Below are 19,348 nucleotides of genomic sequence, written 5' to 3' on the forward strand. Positions count from 1 at the left end.
GACCCGGGGTGGACCCCGAAGGGCCCACCCCTTGGGGTTACGGGCGCCAGGCCGCCAGCAGGCCGTCGTACAGCTCCGCGTCCGTGAGCTCGCGGGGGGTGGGGCCCGCGTGGAAGAAGGCGGCGTTGTCGGCCTTCAGCTTGCGGAGGTAGTCGAAGCCCTTCGCCTCGTGCTCGCCGAACGCGACGAACTGGAAGAAGAGGGGGTGCTTGGCCGCGTCCGCGAGGGCCTGGTTGGCGGGGCCCTTCGCGTCCGGGGGGCCGTCCGTCTGGAAGACGACGAGGGCGGGGCCGCCCTTGTGCTCCGACTTCTCGTAGTGGCTCACGACCTCTTCGATCGCGCGGTGGTAGCTGGTGCGGCCCATGCGGCCCGCTGCCGCGTGCAGCTCGTCGATACGGCCCTCGTGCCGGGGGAGCGTGAGGGTGCCGGTGCCGTCGATGTCGGTGGAGAAGAAGACGACGTGAACGGTGGCTGCGGGGTCCGTGTGGGCGGCCAGGGCGAGGACCTGCTCGCCCAGGCTCTGGGCGGAGCCGTCCTTGTAGTACGAGCGCATGGACCCGGACCGGTCGAGTACGAGGTACACGGGGGCGCGGACCCCGGCGAGGTCCCTCTTGCGCAGGGCCTCGGCGGCTGCCTTGTGCGCGGTGGCGAGGCCGGGGGGCAGCTCCCCTGCGGCTTCGGGCTCCGCCGGGCCGCCCGGCTCCACCGAAGCTTCGGGCTCCGCGGCGGCTGTGACGTCCGCCTCCACCTCGGCAACGGCGGCTTCGGGCTCCGCCGGGGGCGTGGTGGTCTGCGCCTCTTCCTCGGCAACGGCGGCTTCGGGCTCCGCCGGGGTCACGTGTACTTGCGCCGCTTCATCGGCCCCCGGCGTCGAGGGCTGTGCCCGCCCTTCCCCAAGCTCTCGGCTCCGCTCGAGCAGGGGAGACCCCAATCGCCCAGCGGGACGATTGCCCACAGCAGCAGCGTCAACAGCGGGCTCTTCCACCGGCTCCGCTTCGGGGGCGGCAGCGGCGGGCTCCTCCGCCGGTTCTGCCTCAGGGGTGGGGATGGTCGCGGTGGGTTCCACTGCGGTGGGGGCGACGGCTACCGGGGTGTCGTCCGGGGCTTCCTGCTGCGGCTCGGCCTCTGCTGCCGGGGTGGGCTCTGCGGGGGCCTCCTGTTGTGGGCATTCGTCCCGCTGGGCGGGACGGGTGGGCACAACTGACGGTTCCGATGCAGCAGCGTCAGCCACAGCCTCCGGTTCCGGCTCCGGGGCGACAGCCTCCGGTTCCGGCTCCGGCTCCGGGGCGACAGCCTCCGGCTCCGGCTCCGGGGCAACAGTCTCCGCCTCCGGAACCGCCGGCTTCGGCTCATCGGCCACAGCCTCCGGCTCAGGAACCGCAGGCTCCGCTTCAAGCGCCGCAGGCGTCGGCTCCGGGGACGGAGAAGGCACCGTCACCCGGTCGCGGTCGAACGCCGCGGCGACGAGATCGTCCACCGCCGAAGGCGAAGGCTCGCTGCTGGGCGACGGCACCGTTGCCTTCGGTTCCGCCGCCGCAGGCGACCGCTCGGAGGATGGCGCCGGCACCGACGCGGAGGAGGGGGCGGCAGCCGCAGGGGCCTCCGGGGCCTCCGAAGCCTCCGAGGTCACTGCCTCAGGCTCCGGAGCCCGCTCCTGGTTCCCCTTACGTGACGACAGTCCGAACGCGTTCCGCAGGACACTCAGAATGCCCATGGGTGCACCCCTTCGCGTGAGTTGATTCCCGATAACCCCTGGCCAGGGCGGACACGTAAGGTTAGCCGCCGCAATACGCGATCTTCGTGAGGGTCGTCCCACCGCCCCTCCACCGTCACCCTTACCGCGCACACGCACGACAACCGCACCTCAACTGCCCTATGTGCGCCCCCGGTTCACCTCCCGTTCACCCTCAGGCCGTCGCCCTGCCGACCTCCGCGCCTAGCGTCACGGCGGTATCAAGCCACGCCAGGACAGACGCCCGGACACACGCCAGGCGCACGCCGGGCACACGTGGCACACGCCCACACACCGGAGGAACCGTGCGCAAGCTGCTGCCGATCATCACCTCGCACCAGGGGAGCGGCGGCCGTTCCGCCATGACCTGCCGGTTCCGTTGTGGTGATGCCTGCTTCCACGAGGTGCCCAACACCAGCGACAACGAATACGTCGGTGACGTCATAGCCGGAGCGCTCAGCCGCCGCTCCATGATGCGCGCCGCCGCGGTCGTGACCGTGGCGACCGCCGCGGGCGGTGCCGTCGTCGCGGGTCCCGCCGCCCCGGAGGCACAAGCCGCCGCCGCGGCCGGGAAACCCTCGTCGCACAAGAGCAAAAAGGGGGCGCGCGGTCTCCGCTTCACGCCCGTCGCGCCCAACACCACCGACGCCGTCACGATCCCGGACGGCTACGCCCAGAACGTCGTCATCCGCTGGGGCGAGCCCATCCTCCGCGGCGCCCCCGCCTTCGACCCGGACAAGCAGACCGCGAAGGCGCAGGCGGGCCAGTTCGGCTACAACAACGACTTCCTGAGCCTCCTGCCGCTGCACCGCGAGCGCGGGCGCCAGGTCCTCGTGGCCAATCACGAGTACACCGACGAGATCCTGATGTTCAAGGGATACGACGCCGCCAACCCCACCCGCGAGCAGGTCGAGATCGCCTGGGCCGCCCACGGCCTCTCCGTCGTGGTCGTCGAGGACGAGCGCAGGAGCGGCAAGCTGACCGCCGTCAGCCGCCACCAGCTCAACCGCCGCCTCACCGCCACCAGCGAGTTCCGGCTCACCGGCCCCGCCGCGGGCAGCGCGTACGTCCGTACGAAGGCCGACCCGCGCGGCACCACCGTCCTCGGCACCCTCAACAACTGCGCCGGCGGCACCACCCCGTGGGGCACGACCCTGCACGGCGAGGAGAACTTCAACCAGTACTTCGCCAACGCGGAGAAGGTCACCGAGCCCACCGCCGCCGCGCGCCTCAAGCGCTACGGCGTCATCGGCGCCGCGTCCGAGCGCAAGTGGGAGCGGTTCGACGACCGCTTCGACCTCGCCAAGGAGCCCAACGAGGCCAACCGCTTCGGCTGGGTCGTCGAACTCGACCCGTACGACCCCGAATCCACCCCGCGCAAGCGCACCGCGCTCGGCCGCTTCAAGCACGAGGCCGCGCAGCCGCGCCTCACGCACGACGGCCGCCCGGTGGTCTACATGGGCGACGACGAGAAGTTCGACTACTTCTACAAGTTCGTCAGCAGCAAGCGCGTCGCCAAGGGCAGCTCCCGCGCCGCGCACCAGCACAACCTCACGCTGCTCGACGAGGGCACCCTCTACGTCGCCAAGCTGACCGGCGACTCCCCGGCCGCCGAGATCGACGGCACCGGCAAGCTCCCCGCCGACGGCGAGTTCGACGGCAGCGGCGTCTGGATTCCGCTCGCCACCGCGGGCCCCAAGGGCCACGCCGTCTCGCACGTCGACGGCATGAGTGCCGAAGAGGTGTATGTCTTCACGCGCCAGGCCGGTGACAAGGTCGGCGCCACGAAGATGGACCGCCCCGAGGACATCGAGCCGTCCCCGCACACCGGCAAGGTCTACGTCGCGCTGACGAACAACTCCGACCGCGGCAAGGCGGGCAAGGCCGGTGCCGACGAGGCCAACCCGCGCAACCTCAACAAGCACGGGCAGATCCTGGAGCTGACCGAGCGCCGCAATCGCCCGGAGTCGACGACCTTCGCCTGGTCGCTCTTCCTCGTCGCGGGCGACCCCGAGGACCCGGCCACGTACTTCGCGGGCTTCCCGAAGGACAAGGTCAGCCCGATCTCCTGCCCGGACAACGTCGCCTTCGACCCGCACGGCAACCTGTGGATCTCGACGGACGGCAATCAACTGGGCTCGCACGACGGCCTGTTCGGCGTCGCGACCAAGGGCGACCGGCGCGGTGAGCTCAAGCAGTTCCTGACCATGCCGAAGGGCGCGGAGACCTGCGGCCCGCTGGTCCAGGACCGCCGCGTGATCGTCTCCGTGCAGCACCCGGGCGAGATCGACGGCGCGTCCGTCGAGAAGCCCGCGAGCGTGTGGCCCGACGGCCCCGGCAAGATCGTCCGTCCGTCGGTCGTGTCCGTGTGGCGCAAGGACGGCTGCGACATCGGCGTCTGAGCGGTAGAGCGGTAGAGCGGTAGATACGTAAGCGGTACGACGCGTGGGGCACCCCCGGGGGAGGGGGCGCCCCACGCGTCGTTACTTCCGCCTCCGTGAGGTCAGTTGTTCTGCTTGCGGCGGTAGAGCGCGAAGCCGAGACCCGCCGCGCCGAGCGCCGCCATGCCGCCGCCGGCCGCGATCAGCGGGGTGCTCTCGCCCGCGGGGGACATGCCGTCGGCGCCCGCCTTGACGCCGCCCTTCGGCACGGCCTGGGAAGTGCCGTTCTTCGGCTGCGTGTGCGTCTGGGTGTGCGTCTGCGTGTCCGGCTTCGGCTGGGGCCGCGTCTTCTTGCCCTCGGTCCAGCCCTTCATGGTGCCGTCCGGGTCGAGCACGAAATGCGCGCCGTTGTGCCGGCCGTACGCGGGCTTGCTGCCGGACTGCTTGATCGTGTCCCAGACGACCTTCTTGCCGGTGTCGGGAGCCTTGGCGATCATGTCCGCCTCGTACCCGGCCTTGGTCCTGTAGACCTTCGCGTCGAAGCCGGTGCCGCCGAGGTCCGCGTACTGGTGGACCAGGGTGCGCTTGTGGTCGGGCGTCGGCTTGGGCTCCGGCTTCGGCGGGGCCGGCTTGGCGCCCGTCCTGGTGATGGTGCCGTCGGCGGAGAGCGTGAAGGTGCTGCCGTCGATCTTGGTGCTCGCCGGCTTGACGTACGCCTCCAGGGAGCCCTTGGCGGCGCCGTCGTGCGAGATGGCGGCCTTGGCGGTGCGGGCGGAGGCGTTCACGTCGACCTTCGCGGACCAGCCCTTGCCGAGGTCGGTGGTGCCCTTGGAGACCCAGCCGCCGGGGACGGGCTTGTCCTTGTCTTTCTCCTTGTCCTTGTCCTTGTCCACGAGCTTGGCGGTGACCGTGCCGTCGGGCGTCAGGGTGAAGGTGCTGCCGTCGATGGTGGTGCTCGCGGACTTCTCGTACGCGGTGAGCGAGCCCTTGGCGGCGCCGTCGAGGGAGATGGTGGCCCTGGCGGTGCGGGCGGAGGCGTTCACGTCAACCTTCGCGGACCAGCCCTTGCCGAGGTCCGTGGTGCCCTTCGACTCCCAGCTGCCGGGCTTCGGCGTCTCCGTGTCGTCCGTCCCCTTGTCCGTGTCCTTGGACTTGTCCTGACCCGTCTGATCCTGGCCGGTCTGGTCCTGGCCCGTCTGGTCCTGGCCCTGATCCGAGGTGCCGGGCTGGTCGTCGGGGGCGGTGACCTGGCCCTGCGGGTTCGACGGGGCTTCGGCGGCGAGGGCCGCCGTCGTCGGGACGGCGAGAGCGGCGATCGCTCCGGTGGCGATGGCGGCGGTGCGGAAGGTACGGCGGGTGGCGCGCATAGCGGATCCCTCGTGGCTGGTCGGTCGAACTGTCCGTCTTTGTGCCTCTTTGCGGCGGCGACAGACATGAAGCTACGGGCGCCGTGTGTGCGTCATCCGTAGAGAACGTAACAACCGGCCGCATACGCTGACGCGGAACCGTAAAGCGGGCAAAAGTGCAGGTCAGGGGTGGTGAGGCCAAAGGTCACCGGTTGGTGGGGACCTAGGTCACGCGGCCCTGGGTCACGCCGCCGTCGCCCGCCCCGCGAGCCACTCCCCGTAAGCGGGCGCCTGCCGCGCCGCCTCCCAGTACGCGGCCTCCAGCTCCCCGTACACCGCGTCGAGCTCCCCCTCCGTACGCGCCGCCACGAGCAGCCGCACGCCGAGCGGGTCGCCGTGCAGCGGCCGGACCGCCATGTCGGGTCTCGCGCGCGAGGTCGGCTGGCAGACGGTGACGACCTCGCCGGTGGCGACGAGGGAGGACGCGGTGAGGTAGTCGCCGTGCAGGACACGGGGGTTGAGCCCGGCCGCGCGCAGCACTCGAAGCAGTCCGTCCCACTCGCCGTCCACCGTCGGGTCCACCATCCACCGGTCGGCGGCCAGATCGGTGAGGTGGACGACGGGCTGCGCGGCGGCCGGGTGGTCGGCCGACAGGAAGACGAACTGCGGCTCGCGCTCGACCAGTACGCGCCGCCGAAGACCCTCCGGCATCCGCAGCGGGCTCCCCTCCACCTCGTGCACGAAGGCCACGTCGAGCTGCCCGCCCGCGACCATGCGCAGCAGCGCGTTGGCGGAGACGTCCATCTGGAGCGAGGTCTCGGTGCCGGGCAGGCGCAGCCGCAGCCTCCGCAGCCAGCCCGGTATGGCACGGCTCGCCGTGGAGCCGATGCGCAGCTGCGGCACATCGGAGGTGCGGGCGGCCGCCGCCTTGGTCTCGTTGATCAGCGCCCGCATCTCGCTGACGAGGGGGCGGGCGCGGCTGAGGGCGACGCGGCCGAGCGGCGTCGGGCGGCAGCCGGTGCGTTCGCGGTGGAAGAGCTGGCCGCCGATCTCCAGCTCGATGCGGCGCAGCTGCGTCGTCAACGAGGGCTGGCTCATGCCGAGTTGGCGCGCGGCCTTGTGCAGGCTGCCGGTGTCGGCGATGGCGCACAGCGCGCGGAGGTGCCTCACCTCGAGCTCCATGGCTGTGAGCGTAGAGCGGCGGGCGTCGCCGCACCAGACTCACAAACCCCACGGGAACCGGCCGAGTTGGGCACCGGGCGGAGATGGCCGAAGGGTCACCGAACGGCCGACGGAAGATCGGCGGAAGCTCGGGGGAAGCTCGGGGGACGGCAGGCGATAGCCCGGCACTATCGCCACTTGCCATCATCCCCGGACGCCCCCGGCTCCCTGAGACTCCCGGTACCGAACCGTTCACCTTTCACAGAACGAGTAGGGAGCCCCCCACATGAACAAGCGTTACCTGTCGGTCGCGGCCGTCATCGGCCTTGCTGCCGCTGGTCTCGGCACCTCATCCGCGACGGCCGCGACCCCCACCGCGCCGTCCGCCGGCTCCGCGTACGCCAACTACGCGGGCTCCGGCGAGGAAGCCGCCGCCAACAAGGCGTTCTTCGAGGCCGTCCTGAAGTCGGTCGCCGAGAAGCGCGCGGCCAACCCGGGCGCGAAGCAGGTCACGGTGGTGTACGACGCCTCCGGTGCCCCGACCTTCGCGCAGCAGATAGCCAGCAGTACCTCCATCTGGAACAGCGCGGTGTCCAATGTGAAGCTCCAGGAGGGGAGTGGCGGTGCGAGCTTCGAGTACCGCGAGGGGAACGACCCGCGTGGCTCGTACGCCAGCACGGACGGCCACGGCAGCGGGTACATCTTCCTGGACTACGCGCAGAACCAGCAGTACGACTCGACGCGTGTGACGGCGCACGAGACGGGTCACGTCCTGGGCCTTCCCGACCACTACGAAGGCCCGTGCAGCGAGCTGATGTCGGGCGGCGGACCGGGCACTTCGTGCACCAACGCGCAGCCGGACGCGAACGAGCGAGCCCAGGTGAACCAGCTGTGGGCCAACGGTCTCGCGAAGGCGCTGGACAAGCTGGACAGAATGGAGAAGGTCGGCTGAGTCCCGGCCGGACCTCACCGCTGTGCCCGTCGGCGCGCTCGACGCCGACGGGCACAGCGGCGTTCAGGAGCCGGAGACCTGCTCGGCCTGCTCGGCCTACGCGTCCTTCTCGCTCGTGTAGTAGCGGTAGAACATCACCGCGAACACCCCGGCCGTGACGGCGAGGGCCATGCCCGTGGACCGCAGGACCGTCGCGTCGGTCAGGCTGTACAGATAGCCGAACGCGATGCCCGCGAAGCCCGCCCACGCCGCCGCTCGCAGTTCGCGCGGCAGTCCGGGCGCCGCCCTGCGCAGCCCCATGAAGACCGCGGCGATGACGACCCCGGCCACGACGCCCAGCAGGACGTTGCCGGTGGTGATGGGCCCCGCGTCGCGCGCGATGCCCGCCACCCAGATGCCGTAGACGATGCCGAGCAGTACGGCTGCCGTCGCGATCCTGCTGACGGCGGAGCCGCCGAGCACGCGGGGTGCCGTTGAGGTGGGTGCCGCATGAGCCATGACGGTTCCTCCAGACCCGTTCGCCCCCGGGCCGGCGCCGCGCGCCGCCCCACATCCAGGGCACACCCGCCCGCGCCGCCCGGCAACTCGGCGGCATCAGTGGTAGCGGTTGTAGCCGCCATCGCACGTGTCCCAGCACGGCTTGTACTCCTGGCACGGGTCCGCGGATGCGCAGCTCGGCACGTGCTGTCCGCCGACGTCGACGTACTCGGCGCTCGCCCAGCCCTGCACCCCGCCCAGCCAGTACCAGGACGTGTTGCCGTAGACGCTCGAACCGTGCGTCACGCACTCGACGCGGTCCTGGCTCTCCGCGGGCAGCTTCGCGACGATCGAGGCGCCGGTGGACGGCATGTCGCGGATCTTCAGGTCGACGGGGGCCACGATCGTCCCCCAGACAATATTGCGGTTGTGCGCGGGTGGCGCCGCGGCGGATGCTGGTGCAGCACCTCCGAGGGACAGCGCGCCCGCGGTCAGGAACGCGGTGGCGAGAGTTGCCAGAGCGGCCGGAGTGGTTCTCAGGGCCGGAGTGGTCCGCATGATCGACCTCCTCTTACCCCCCGGTTTCCCCATCCCGCCCCTCTTCTCCCACCTCCAGCAAACACCCGTTCGGACCAAGGCTCCACCGGACGATGAGTTTGCGCCTCCGCGACGGTCTGCCCTCGTAACGGACGACCACTGAAGTGGAGAGGGCGTACGACATGAACAGCGTGGCCATCGAGACCGCGGGCCTGGTGAAGACCTTCGGCGACAACCGTGCCGTCGACGGCGTGGACCTCACCATCCCGTCCGGCACGGTCTACGGCCTGCTCGGCCCGAACGGCGCCGGCAAGACCACCACCGTGAAGATGCTCGCCACCCTGCTGCGCCCGGACGGCGGCGACGCCCACGTCTTCGGCCACGACGTCGTGCGCGAGGCCGACGCCGTACGCAGCAGGGTCAGCCTCACCGGGCAGTACGCGTCGGTCGACGAGGACCTGACGGGCACCGAGAACCTGGTGCTCCTGGCCCGCCTCACCGGCCACGGCAAGAAGGCGGCGTACAGCAGGGCGGGACAGCTCCTGGAGGCCTTCGGCCTGAGCGACGCGGCCGGCCGTCAGGTCAAGAACTACTCCGGAGGCATGCGCCGCCGCATCGACATCGCGGCGTCCATCCTCAACACCCCCGACCTGCTCTTCCTCGACGAGCCGACCACGGGGCTCGACCCGCGCAGCCGCAACCAGGTCTGGGACATCGTCCGCGCGGTCGTCGCGCACGGCACGACGGTCCTGCTGACCACGCAGTATCTGGACGAGGCCGACCACCTCGCGTCCCGCATCGCCGTCATCGACGACGGCAGGGTCATCGCCGAGGGCACCAAGGGCGAGCTGAAGGCGTCGGTCGGCGCGGGCTCCGTGCACGTACGGCTGCGGGACGCGGACCAGCGGGCCCAGGCCGCCGACGTGCTGCGGATCGCGGTCGGCGCGGAGGTCCAGCTGGAGCCCGACCCGGTCGCCCTCACCGCCTGCGTCGGCAACGGCGAGGCGAACGGCACGGGCGCCGCCGAGAAGGCCTCGCGCGCCCTGGCCGAACTGGCCCGCGCCGGGATCACCGTGGACAACTTCTCCCTCGGCCAGCCCAGCCTGGACGAGGTGTTCCTGGCCCTGACGGGCACCCCCCATCACGCGACGGACATGGCGGAGAAAGAGGCAGAGGCATGAGCACCGCGACCACCACATCCGAGGCCCAGGACCTGGCGCCCGTAAGCACCGAGTCCCTGGCCGAACTGCTCATCGCCGGTGAACGGCCGCAGCGCCCCAGCGCGATCTCCGCGTCGCTCACCTTCGGCTGGCGGGCCATGCTCAAGATCAAGCACGTCCCGGAGCAGCTCTTCGACGTGACGGCGTTCCCGATCATGATGGTGCTGATGTACACGTACCTCTTCGGGGGCGCGCTCGCCGGATCGCCGAGCGAGTACATCCAGTACCTGCTGCCGGGCATCCTTGTGATGTCCGTCGTCATGATCACGATGTACACGGGAGTCTCGGTCAACGTCGACATCGAGAAGGGCGTCTTCGACCGCTTCCGTACGCTGCCGATCTGGCGCCCCGCGGTGATGGTCGGCTACCTCCTGGGCGACGCCCTGCGCTACCTCATCGCCTCCGTCGTCATGCTGGCCGTCGGCATGATCATCGGCTTCCGCCCGGACGGCGGCGCCCTCGGCGTCCTCGCCGGAGTGCTCCTGCTCCTGGTCTTCTCGTTCGCCTTCTCGTGGGTGTGGACGATGTTCGGTCTGCTGCTGCGCACCGAGAAGTCGGTGATGGGCGTCAGCATGATGGTGCTCTTCCCGCTGACGTTCCTCAGCGACATCTTCGTGAAGCCCGAGACGATGCCGGGCTGGCTCCAGGCCTTCGTGAACAACAACCCGGTCACCCATGTCGCCTCCGCGGTCCGCGACCTGATGGCGGGCACGTCGCCGGGCTCGTCGCTGATGTGGTCGCTGGGCTGGGCGGTGCTGCTCGTGGCGGTCTTCGGCCCGGTGACGATGCGGCTCTACAACCGCAAGTAGGAGGACTCACCCGCCCCATATGCAGCCATATGCAGTCGCCCCGGTCGCGCCCCGCGTGACCGGGGCTTTGCGTGGGGGACGTGCTCAGACGCCCGCTGTCCGCCGCCCTGCTGGTCATCGCCGTCCTCCTCGTGCCGCTCGGCGCCCTCTCCACCTGGGCGAAGTACGAGATCGAGGACGCCGACCAGTACGTCGCCACGATGGCACCGCTCGCCTCCGACCCCGACGTGCGGGACGCGGTGTCCGGTGCGGTCACCGACTCGGTGATGAAGGAGATCGACGTGGGCCCGCTGCAGGGCACCGTCGAATCGTTCGTACGGGACGCGGTGAAGTCCTTCACCGAGACGAAGGCGTTCAAGGCGGCCTGGAACGCGGCGAACCGTGCCGCGCACGACGCGGTGCAGGACGCGCTGAGCGACCGGTCGGACGGCGGCGCCGTCACCATCGACCTCGCGCCGATCACCGAGCAGGTCAAGAGGCAACTGACGGACGACGGCGTGCCGTTCGCGGACAACATCCCCGTCAGGCACACCGAGGTGACGCTCATGGAGTCGTCGGACCTCGGCCCCTTCGGGAAGGGATTCCACATGCTCCAGGTGGCGGGCCTCTGGCTCCCGTGCGCGGCGGTCGTGCTGGCCGTGGCAGGCATCCTCCTGGCGGTGCACCGCCGCCGAGCGGTCGTCCGCACGGCTCTGGGCGCGGCCCTCGCGGGGGCGGTCCTCGCGGCGGCGGTCGTCGTGGGCCGGGGCCTGACCCTGGACGACCTCCCGAAGGACGTGTCGAGGGCGGCGGCAGGCGCGGTCTACGACGCGCTGACGTCGTCGCTGAGCGTGGCGGCGTGGGTGATTCTGGGCGTGGGTCTCGCGGTCGCGCTCGCCGCGTGGCTGCTGCGGCGCCGCGGATCACCGGCTCCGCCGGGCAGTGGCAGTGGCGGGTCCGGCCCCGGCGAAATGCAACCCTCCTCCGCCCCTCGCCGTCTCTAGGGGAGGATTCGCGCAGGACCCCAGACGGAGAGGCCGGCCTTGGACAGCGCAACGGCAGCGAGGACGGCACCCCAGGAGGACTGGCCCGAGCCGCAGGCGAAGAGGCGCCCCCGGCAACGCCCCTCCGCCTGGCTGGCGGCCCTCCTCCTGGCCGGCGTGAGCACCCTCCTGGGCTTCCGCGTCGCCGACTCCGACGGCGTCACCCCCGTACCGCAGCTCCTCGCGTTCCTCCCGCTCCTCCTCGCCCCGACCATCGCCGGACTCCTGCTCGCGGCACTCGCCCGCTGGCGCGTCGGCCTCGTCTGGGGCGTCCTCGCGCTCGGCGGCGTGGCCTGGTTCCTGGAGCCGTACGGCAAGGCCGACGACCCGAAGGGACCGGCGGTCGCCGACGTCCGCGTCATGGCGTCGAACGTGGAGTTCGGCCAGGGAACCCAGGGCCTGGTCAAGGCGGTCCGCAAGGAGAAACCCGACCTCCTCTTCGTCCCGGAGTGCGACTACATCTGCTCGGACACCCTGCGCGACGAACTCCCCCGCGCCGACTACCCCTACCGCTCCGCGAGCGAGGCGGGCGGCGCCGAAGGCTCGGTGATCGTCAGCAAGCTGCCGCTGAAGAGGGCGAGCGGCCTCGCGGGCACGCTGGGCATGCCCGGCGCCGTCGCCGAGCTGAAGGACGGCCACCAGGTCCGCGTCCAGCTGGCCCACCCCATGCCCCCGCTGCCCAAGCAGCTCGGCACCTGGCGCACCGAACTCGCCGAACTCCGCGACTACGCCGCCGAGGGCAGGCACGGCAACCGCTCCACCATCATCGCGGGCGACTTCAACGCCACCCAGGACCACGCGGCCTTCCGCGACATCCTCGACACCGGCGGCGTACGCGACGCGGCCCGCCTGGCCGGCTCCGCACGCACCCCCAGCTGGCCCGCCGGCCTGATCCCGCCGCTGGGCACGCAGATCGACCACGTCCTCGCCACCCCGGACTTCTCGGCCCGTGACGCCCGCTTCCTGGAGATCGGCGACACGGACCACCGGGCCCTGGTGGTGGACCTGACGCTGCACAGGCCGAGCCGCTAGAACGCAGGTCAGGGCGGGCACAACGACACCAGGAGTGGCAATGGGGACGGACATAATGGCCGCATGCGCCGCCGTGAGTCACCTGCACCACCGGGCCCTCTGAGCGCCCTCGCCCCACCTCCCTGGCTGGTCAGGACGCTCAAGCCGCAGTCGGCGCCGATCCCTTGGGCCGCCGTGGCGCGCGCGTCCATCGGCATGACGCTGCCGCTCCTCATCGGCCTCGCGGCGGGGCAGCCCGCGTACGGCGCGCTCGCCTCGATGGGCGCCCTCTCCGGAGTCATCGGCGACACGGCCGACGCGTACCGCATGCGGATCTTCAACATCGCGATCCCGCAGCTCTTCGGGGCGATCGGCGTCACCGTCGGCTCGCTCGTCTTCGGGCACGGCTGGGTCGCGGTCGGTGTGGTCACGCTGGTCGCGCTCGTGTCCGGGATGATGTCGACGATCGGCGCGGTGGCGTCCGTGTCGGGCCTGCTCCTGCTGCTCAACTCGGTGGTGGGGGCGGGCCTTCCGATGCCGGGGGAATGGTGGCTGGCTCCCGTCCTGATGACGGGCGGCGGCCTCCTGGTCCTCACCCTCGGTCTTCTCGCCTGGCCCCTGCGGTCGGGCATCCCGGAACGGGCCGCCGTCGCGGCGACCTACCGCAGCGTGGCGGCGCTGCTCGAAGCGGCGGGCACCGAGCGGTACGACGAGGCGCGCACGGCCGTCACCGCGTCCCTGAACCAGTCGTACGACCTCGTCCTCGCCCGCCGCACCCGCGCGCACGGCCGCAACCCCGATCTGGTGCGCCTGATCGCCCAGTTGAACGCGATCACGCCGGTCGTCGAGGCCGCGCCCGCCGCGCACCAGTGCGGGGTCCCGATGCCGCCGGAGTTCCCGGCGGAGGTGCGGCGCCTGGCGGAAACGGTGGCGGGCCGCGCCCCGGCCCCGATCCGCGACCCCCTCCTCCCGCCTCCCCCGGACCCTTCGGCGGACGCGGTGGCCCACGCGCTACGGCACGTGACGGAACTCCTCAACGACCCCGACCCGCACGGCATCGTGAACGTGGACGACCGCCTGGGCCGCCCGGCGGCGCTGCGGGTCCGGGCCCGCAGAGCGGCCCGCAACGTGATCCTGTCGAGCGCGTCCTGGCGCTACGGCCTGCGCCTGGCGCTCTGCATCGGCATCGCGCAGTCCCTGGTGTCGCTGATCGAGGTGCCGCGCTCGTACTGGGTGGCGCTGACGGTCACGTTCGTCCTGAAGCCGGACTTCGGCTCGGTGTTCTCACGGGCGGTGCTGCGGGCTCTGGGGACGGCGGCGGGCCTGGTGGTGGCGGCAGCGGTCCTCTCGCAGGTGCCGAGGGGCTGGTGGGACGTACCGGTGATGCTGGCGCTGGCATCCCTGATCCCGGCCCTCACCCCGAGGGGCTACGGCTACCAGACGGCCGCGATCACCCCGGTCATCCTGCTCCTGTCGGACGTCCTGAACCACCAGGGCTTCGGTCTCGTGGTGCCCCGCCTGGTGGACAGCCTGATCGGCTGCGCGATCGCGCTGGTGGCGGGCTACTTGCTGTGGCCGGAGAGCTGGCACACGCGGATCGGCGACCGGCTGGCGGACGCGGTGGGGGACACGGCGTCGTACGTCGAGAGTGCGTTCGGCACGGCGGTGGGCGCGGCGGAGAGGGCGCGGATGCGGCGGGGCCTGTACCGCGACCTCTCCGTCATCCGCACGGAGTTCCAGCGCGCCCTGACGGAACCGCCCCCGATGGGGGCGAGGGCGGCGGCCTGGTGGCCCCTGGTGATCGCGGTGGAACGCATCGTGGACGCGACGACGGCGGCGCGGGTGCGGATACGCCACGGGGCGGGCGAACCGAGCCTGACGGAGGTGGGCGAGGTGGCCCGCCAACTCCGCGAGCTGGCAGAGGGCTTGAGGGACTCGGAAACCCTGGAGGAGGTCCCGGCGACGTTCACGGGCCCCCAGGAGAGCGTCCTGGAACCCTTGCGCCAGGAGGTGGTGGCGGCGAGAGCAATCGCCTCGCCACGAAGCTGAGCTGGGGGCTCCGCCCCCAGACCCCGAAGAGATGGCCGGGCTGGAGTATCCAGCCCGGCCGGAATCTTCCAGCCCGTCCGGCGTTTGAGGACGAACTCGGCGGAGCCGGTGATTGCGGCGCCCAAGGCCCCCGCGCCGAGCGGGTTTGTGGGAAGGGGCGGGGTCGGGGACTAAAGATCCGCCAGGTCCACCGCCCGAGCCATCGCCCGATACCCCGCATCGTTCGGGTGCAGATGATCCCCACTGTCGTACTCAGGGGCGATCCGCTCCCCGTCCTCGGGGTCCGCCAGGGCCCGGTCGAAGTCCACGTACGCGTCGTACTCCCCCGACGTCCGCACCCACTCGTTGAACTCGTCACTGACCTTCGCCGCCCGCTCCCCGTAGTGATCGGAACCCCCCAGCGGCAGCAACGTGGCCCCCACCACCCGCACCCCCTTCTCGCGCGCGGCCCGGATCAACTTCCGGTGCCCCGCGATCAGTTCCTCCGCGCTCACCTTCGGCGCGGGCTTGTAGGTAGGCGTATCGCTCTCGCTGAAACCGATGTCGTTCAGGCCCTCCAGGACCACCACCGTCCCCACCCCCGGCAGGTCCAACGCGTCCCGCCCGAACCGGGCCGTGCCCCGCTCCCCGTACCAGGCCGAGTCGTTGAGGACGAGATTGCCGCCGATACCGGCGTTCAGCACCGGCCGCGGCTTCCCCGCCTTGGCGAGCCGCTCCGCGAGGGCGTCGGACCAGCGGCGGTTGAGGTCCGTGGAGGAGGCGAAGCCGTCGGTGATGGAGTCGCCGAAGAGGACGATGCCGCTGTCACGGCGGGCGGCACGCTCACCGCCACCACCCTCACGGCCGCCTCTGACATCCACCCCCGACAGGAGGTACCAGGACTCCGTCGACTCGTCGAAGGCCGCCGCCCCCGCATCCCCGAGCCGATCCCCCTCCGCCCGGTAGCTCGTCGCGAACGACTGCGCGTGGAACGTCACGGGCCCCGTCGTCCGCGCGAGATGCAGCGTCACCGTCACCGACTCGAACCGCTTCAGGTTCAGGCCCGCCTCATCACTCGACAACTGCCCGTGCGCCGGGATCTCCACCGACCCCCTCCCCCCGAACGTGAGCCGCCGCACCGATCCCTCCTCGACCGCCGCCCCCTTCTTCGTACGCGCGATGGTCGCCCCGGCGATGTGCAGCGGCGACGTCCCGTACGCGTTGGAGAGCCGGATACGGGCCCTGTCACCGCCCTCGGTGACGCGCACGACCTGGCGCAGGGTCTGGCCGGAGAAACCGTCCTCCGACCAGTTGGGCTTGAACCCCACGCTGGCCCGCTGCGGCGACGCCGCCCAGGCGGCGGTCCAGGCGGGACCGGAGGACTTAGAGCCTGACGACTTCGAGCCGGCCGCCTGAGCCCCCGTCACGGCGAGACCGGCCGTCACCGTCAGAGCGAGCGCGGCAGCGACAGCGACGGCAGAGGTGCGAGTACGCGAAAGCATGGGAATCTCCGAGGAGTTGGGGTGGTGGGAGGAGGACCGGAGGCCTCCGTGAACCTGACTCCTCCAAGATCCGCCCTCACTCACCCCCGATCAACGGCGATCCGTGAAACGATTGGCACGCTCAGGCTTATAGATGCAGGTCAGAGACCGACGGGGTGGCGGACGACCATGGAACGGCAAGAGCTGGAGACCTTTCTGACCCTCGCCGAAGAACTCCACTTCGGCCGCACCGCCGAACGGCTCCTCCTCTCCCAGGCCCGCGTCAGCCAGACCGTGAAGAAGCTGGAGCGCAAGATCGGCGGCCCGCTCTTCGAGCGCACCAGCCGCAGGGTGGAGATGTCCCCGCTGGGGCGTCAGCTGTACGACGACCTGGCGCCGCTGCACCTGCGGATGGAAGCCGCCGTCGCCCGCGCCAAGGACACGGCCCGCGGCGTCGACGGCGAACTCACGGTCGCCTTCCTCGGGTCGGGGGCCGGGTCCCTCACCTCCGCCATCCTGGAGACGTTCCGCGGTCGCTGCCCCCGCTGCGACATCCGGATGCGCGAGACCCAGGTCGGCGATCCGCTCGGCGCCCTCCGCAGCGGGGACGCCGACGCGCTGTTCACCTGCCTGCCCGTCGAGGAGCCCGACCTGACCGTCGGGCCCGTCGTCATCAACGAAGCCCGCATGCTCGCCGTGCCTCTTGGCCACCGCCTGGCCGGGCGCGACAGCGTGTCCCTCGAAGAGCTCGCGGGCGAGACCTTCTTCGGGGCCGTGAACGGCGCGCCCGCCTACTGGTGGGACTTCCACATCCCGCCCCGCACCCCCAGCGGCCTTCCCATCCGCCGCGGCCAGTCCGTCGCCGGGTTCCAGGAGCTGATGACGCTGGTCGCCACCGGGCAGGGGGTGTCGCCGGTCGTCGCGTCCGTGGAGAAGTACTACTCGCGGCCCGACATCACCTTCGTGCCCCTCACCGACGTGCCGTCCGCCGATGTCGCCCTCATCTGGCGTACGGCCGCCGCGGGGACGCCCCGTCTGGAGGCCTTCGTCCGCGCGGTGCGCGACACGGTGACGGCGAACGGCGGACCCGCCGCGTTCTAGGGCGCGGCGCGGCAGGATGCCGTGCGTGACCGCTGCCCTGACCTACTCCGCCGCCTTCATCACCTTCTTCTCCGTCGTCGGCCCGCCCAAGGTGCTGCTCGCCTTCGGCGGCCTCGCGCAGAACCATCCCGTCCGCGAGCTGCGGATGATCGCCCTCGTCTCGTCCGGGGCCGCCGTCGTGGTGGGCCTGCTCGCGGGGTTCACCGCACCATGGCTGCTTGAGCTCTTCCACATCTCCACGCCCGCGCTCCAGCTCGCGGGCGGCGTCATCTTCTTCATCTACGCCGTGGGGCTCGTCCTCGGCGTCCACCTCGGCTCGGACCGCGCGAACCTGGACGCTCCCGATCTCGTCAGCGGCGTACGCGAACTGCTCATGCCGTACATCGTCAGTCCGCTCGCCATGACCGCCGTGCTGATCGAGGCGGCGGCCCGCGACACCTGGTCCTGGCGCTCCACGGTCGTCGGCGCGTACGTCACCGTGATCGCCCTGGACCTGATCTGCGTGGTCCTGCTCGCGCGCGTCCTGCGCGGCACCCATCACGCCACGGTCGAGCTCTTCAGCCGGCTCCTGGGGCTGCTCCTCGCGGCGGTCGGCGTCGACCTCGTCCTGGACGGCCTCGCGGCCCTTGGCGTGCCGGGCCTGGACCGCACCTGAGCCTCTAGCGCGCCGTCTGCGGCTGGTCCGCCCCCGGCTCGCCCGCCCGCGGCTCCTCCGCCTCCTTGATCAGCATCTCTGGGCGGCCCGTCACCAACAGCCAGGCGGGCAGCGCCGCCACGCACAGGACGGGGATCAGGGACAGGTCCATCACCACGACCGCCGCCGTGAACAGGCTCAGCCAGCCCTGCCGCGTCGTCGCGAGCAGGATGCCGAGGATGGCGCAGGTGATCGCAAGCGCGGGCGGCACCGCGTCCACCAGCGCGTGCGCGAGCATGCCGAGCGCCACGCCGACGAAGACCGCGGGGAAGATCCGCCCGCCCCGGAACCCGCAGGTGGCTGCCACACAGAGCGCGAGCAGCTTGACCAGGGCGAGCAGCAGGAGGTTGCCCGCGTCGTGGTCGGAGGCGTGCGTGGTCAGCTCCTTCATCTCCTCCAGGCCCTTGAAGAGGGTGAGCTGACCGCCGAGCGCGCCCAGGGCGCCGAGCACCAGACCGCCCACCGTCAGCATCAGTACGGGGTGTCCGAGCTGGCGGAAGACGCGGTGGAGGTAGGGGAAGGCGTACACCGCGCACAGGCCGATCGCCGCTGCCGCCGTGCTGATGACCATCGCGGAGAGGATGTCGCCCCAGTGCGGACCCGTGTACGCCTCGACGTCGATCTGGAACGTCGGGTGCGCGATGAGCACCGTCGTCAGCGCCCCCGCGCCCGCCGCGACCAGCGGCGCGAACAGCCGGTCCCACAGCGGACGCCGGTCGGCGCCATCGGGGCCGGGATCGGCGAGGGTCTCGGAGAGGATGAGCGCCGCCGCGACCGGCGTACCGAAGAGGGCGCCGATGGTGCCCGCCGCCGCGAGGGCGACCCAGTCGAAGACGGGTGTGCGGGGCATGGCCTTCATGCCGAGTGCGTAGGCGAGGGCGATGTTGATCGCCGTGATCGGGTTCTCGGGGCCGAGGCTGACGCCGCCCGCCAGGCCCACGACGACCGCGAGCGCGATGCCGGGGAGCACCCGGACGGGCAGCGGCGGGTCGACCAGGCCGAGCGTCGCGGGGTCGGGCCCGGCGTGCCCGGGGACCTTCCACACGATCAGGCCGACGACGAGCCCCGCCACGGTCAGTACGGCGATGATCCACCCCGCCGACGTCCCGGACACGTCGAGCGCGTCCGGCAACGTGTCCCACAGCAGGTCCTGCAACCGCTCGGCGACAGCGCTGAGCAGCAGCAGGACCAGGCTGGACCCGACGCCGACGAGCAGCGCGGGCAGGACGAGCGGGAGCAGGGCGCGGGCCTGCGGTGTCATGGACCCTCCGGTCGGCCTCGGCAGCCTCTGCCTTGCCTCTGCCCTTACCTCTGCCCTTGCCTCTCCGGTCAGGGGGCGGTGGGCGGTGTGCGGTCGGGGCCGCCAGGGGCGCCAGGGGTCCCGGGCGCTCCGGGG

General features: G+C 71.5%; 16 protein-coding genes. 9 read left to right on the forward strand and 7 right to left on the reverse strand.

The features are described 5' to 3' along the window. Positions 1-37 precede the first annotated feature (37 nt). Positions 38-838, reverse strand: coding sequence for a VWA domain-containing protein (locus ACZ6ZP_RS20580; RefSeq protein WP_469407791.1), 801 nt, complete (start codon positions 836-838; stop codon positions 38-40). A 1,199-nt stretch (positions 839-2,037) separates the two neighbouring features. Here ACZ6ZP_RS20580 and ACZ6ZP_RS20585 point away from each other — a divergent pair. After that, on the forward strand, positions 2,038-4,134 hold the full coding sequence (locus tag ACZ6ZP_RS20585) for a PhoX family protein (RefSeq protein WP_351167151.1): 2,097 nt from the start codon (positions 2,038-2,040) through the stop codon (positions 4,132-4,134). A 101-nt stretch (positions 4,135-4,235) separates the two neighbouring features. Here ACZ6ZP_RS20585 and ACZ6ZP_RS20590 read toward each other — a convergent pair whose 3' ends face one another. Continuing rightward, on the reverse strand, positions 4,236-5,480 hold the full coding sequence (locus tag ACZ6ZP_RS20590; RefSeq protein ID WP_469407792.1) for a hypothetical protein: 1,245 nt from the start codon (positions 5,478-5,480) through the stop codon (positions 4,236-4,238). A 222-nt stretch (positions 5,481-5,702) separates the two neighbouring features. Beyond that, positions 5,703-6,641, reverse strand: coding sequence for a LysR family transcriptional regulator (locus ACZ6ZP_RS20595; protein ID WP_351167147.1), 939 nt, complete (start codon positions 6,639-6,641; stop codon positions 5,703-5,705). 265 nt (positions 6,642-6,906) lie between these two features. On the opposite strand from ACZ6ZP_RS20595, the gene snpA reads away from it, so the two are divergent. Continuing rightward, positions 6,907-7,572 (forward strand): snapalysin, encoded by a 666-nt coding sequence (gene snpA, locus ACZ6ZP_RS20600; RefSeq protein ID WP_351167145.1) that lies wholly within the window; start codon positions 6,907-6,909, stop codon positions 7,570-7,572. A 96-nt stretch (positions 7,573-7,668) separates the two neighbouring features. Here snpA and ACZ6ZP_RS20605 read toward each other — a convergent pair whose 3' ends face one another. Together ACZ6ZP_RS20605 and ACZ6ZP_RS20610 are read right to left on the reverse strand one after the other, a co-directional pair. Further along, positions 7,669-8,070: a hypothetical protein gene (locus ACZ6ZP_RS20605; RefSeq protein WP_351167143.1), complete on the reverse strand. Its 402-nt coding sequence runs from the start codon at positions 8,068-8,070 to the stop codon at positions 7,669-7,671. A 96-nt stretch (positions 8,071-8,166) separates the two neighbouring features. Beyond that, on the reverse strand, positions 8,167-8,607 hold the full coding sequence (locus ACZ6ZP_RS20610) for an SH3 domain-containing protein (RefSeq protein WP_361466478.1): 441 nt from the start codon (positions 8,605-8,607) through the stop codon (positions 8,167-8,169). Between the two features lie 161 nt (positions 8,608-8,768). On the opposite strand from ACZ6ZP_RS20610, the gene ACZ6ZP_RS20615 reads away from it, so the two are divergent. From ACZ6ZP_RS20615 to ACZ6ZP_RS20635, 5 genes are all read left to right on the forward strand, one after another. Continuing rightward, entirely contained in the window at positions 8,769-9,767 is a 999-nt protein-coding gene (locus tag ACZ6ZP_RS20615; RefSeq protein WP_351167139.1) for an ATP-binding cassette domain-containing protein, read from the forward strand. Further along, complete coding sequence (locus tag ACZ6ZP_RS20620) at positions 9,764-10,615, forward strand: ABC transporter permease (RefSeq protein ID WP_351167137.1); 852 nt, start codon at positions 9,764-9,766, stop codon at positions 10,613-10,615. Before ACZ6ZP_RS20615 ends, ACZ6ZP_RS20620 begins: the two co-directional genes overlap by 4 nt. A gap of 80 nt (positions 10,616-10,695) precedes the next feature. Beyond that, positions 10,696-11,598, forward strand: a complete 903-nt coding sequence (locus ACZ6ZP_RS20625) for a hypothetical protein (RefSeq protein ID WP_469407793.1) — start codon at positions 10,696-10,698, stop codon at positions 11,596-11,598. 39 nt (positions 11,599-11,637) lie between these two features. Beyond that, positions 11,638-12,669 (forward strand): endonuclease/exonuclease/phosphatase family protein, encoded by a 1,032-nt coding sequence (locus ACZ6ZP_RS20630; RefSeq protein ID WP_469407794.1) that lies wholly within the window; start codon positions 11,638-11,640, stop codon positions 12,667-12,669. Positions 12,670-12,732: 63 nt separating this feature from the next. Continuing rightward, complete coding sequence (locus ACZ6ZP_RS20635) at positions 12,733-14,697, forward strand: FUSC family protein (protein ID WP_351167131.1); 1,965 nt, start codon at positions 12,733-12,735, stop codon at positions 14,695-14,697. 170 nt (positions 14,698-14,867) lie between these two features. On the opposite strand, the gene ACZ6ZP_RS20640 is transcribed toward ACZ6ZP_RS20635, so the two are convergent. Continuing rightward, positions 14,868-16,178 carry an SGNH/GDSL hydrolase family protein gene (locus tag ACZ6ZP_RS20640; protein WP_469407796.1) on the reverse strand — a complete coding sequence of 437 codons (1,311 nt, stop codon included), beginning with the start codon at positions 16,176-16,178 and terminating at the stop codon, positions 14,868-14,870. A gap of 168 nt (positions 16,179-16,346) precedes the next feature. On the opposite strand from ACZ6ZP_RS20640, the gene ACZ6ZP_RS20645 reads away from it, so the two are divergent. Both ACZ6ZP_RS20645 and ACZ6ZP_RS20650 read left to right on the forward strand, forming a co-directional pair. Beyond that, complete coding sequence (locus tag ACZ6ZP_RS20645) at positions 16,347-17,258, forward strand: LysR family transcriptional regulator (RefSeq protein WP_351167127.1); 912 nt, start codon at positions 16,347-16,349, stop codon at positions 17,256-17,258. A gap of 25 nt (positions 17,259-17,283) precedes the next feature. After that, entirely contained in the window at positions 17,284-17,913 is a 630-nt protein-coding gene (locus ACZ6ZP_RS20650; protein WP_351167125.1) for a MarC family protein, read from the forward strand. A gap of 4 nt (positions 17,914-17,917) precedes the next feature. Here the strand turns inward: ACZ6ZP_RS20650 and ACZ6ZP_RS20655 are convergent, their stop codons facing one another. Then, entirely contained in the window at positions 17,918-19,213 is a 1,296-nt protein-coding gene (locus tag ACZ6ZP_RS20655) for an ion channel protein (protein WP_469407798.1), read from the reverse strand. Positions 19,214-19,348 lie beyond the last annotated feature (135 nt).

This window comes from Streptomyces sp. NPDC054047, assembly GCF_055585065.1.